A 298-nucleotide genomic window follows, 5' to 3' on the forward strand; every position below is an offset into this window, starting at 1 on the left:
TCCACATCCGCCGCACCAAGACGTTTCCCCATGCCGTAGCGCGGGTGGGTCAGCATATCCCACAGACACCAGGCCATGTTGTTGCTGTATGCCGGTTTAAACGTCCCGTCCCAGATACCGTTGTATTGCCGCGTCTGCGGGTTATAGTTCGACGGCACCTGCAGAATGCGCCCGCGAAGATGATAATTACGGCTCACCTGCTGGCTGCCGAACTGTTCCGAGTCCACCTGCACACCGACCAGTGCCGTGTTCGGGTAGCACTGTTTCACATCGATGATTTCGGTGTATGACGACCAGA

Annotated in this window: 1 protein-coding gene; it reads right to left on the reverse strand. The window is 57.0% G+C overall.

Features of this window, described 5'->3' with window-relative positions; all coding sequences use genetic code 11:
• Positions 1–298: hypothetical protein (locus HEN33_RS25735; protein ID WP_183083561.1), on the reverse strand; the 298-nt coding region annotated here is incomplete at both ends.

This window comes from Escherichia sp. 94.0001 (genome assembly GCF_013369155.2).
In the GTDB taxonomy this organism is placed as follows: domain Bacteria; phylum Pseudomonadota; class Gammaproteobacteria; order Enterobacterales; family Enterobacteriaceae; genus Escherichia; species Escherichia coli_F.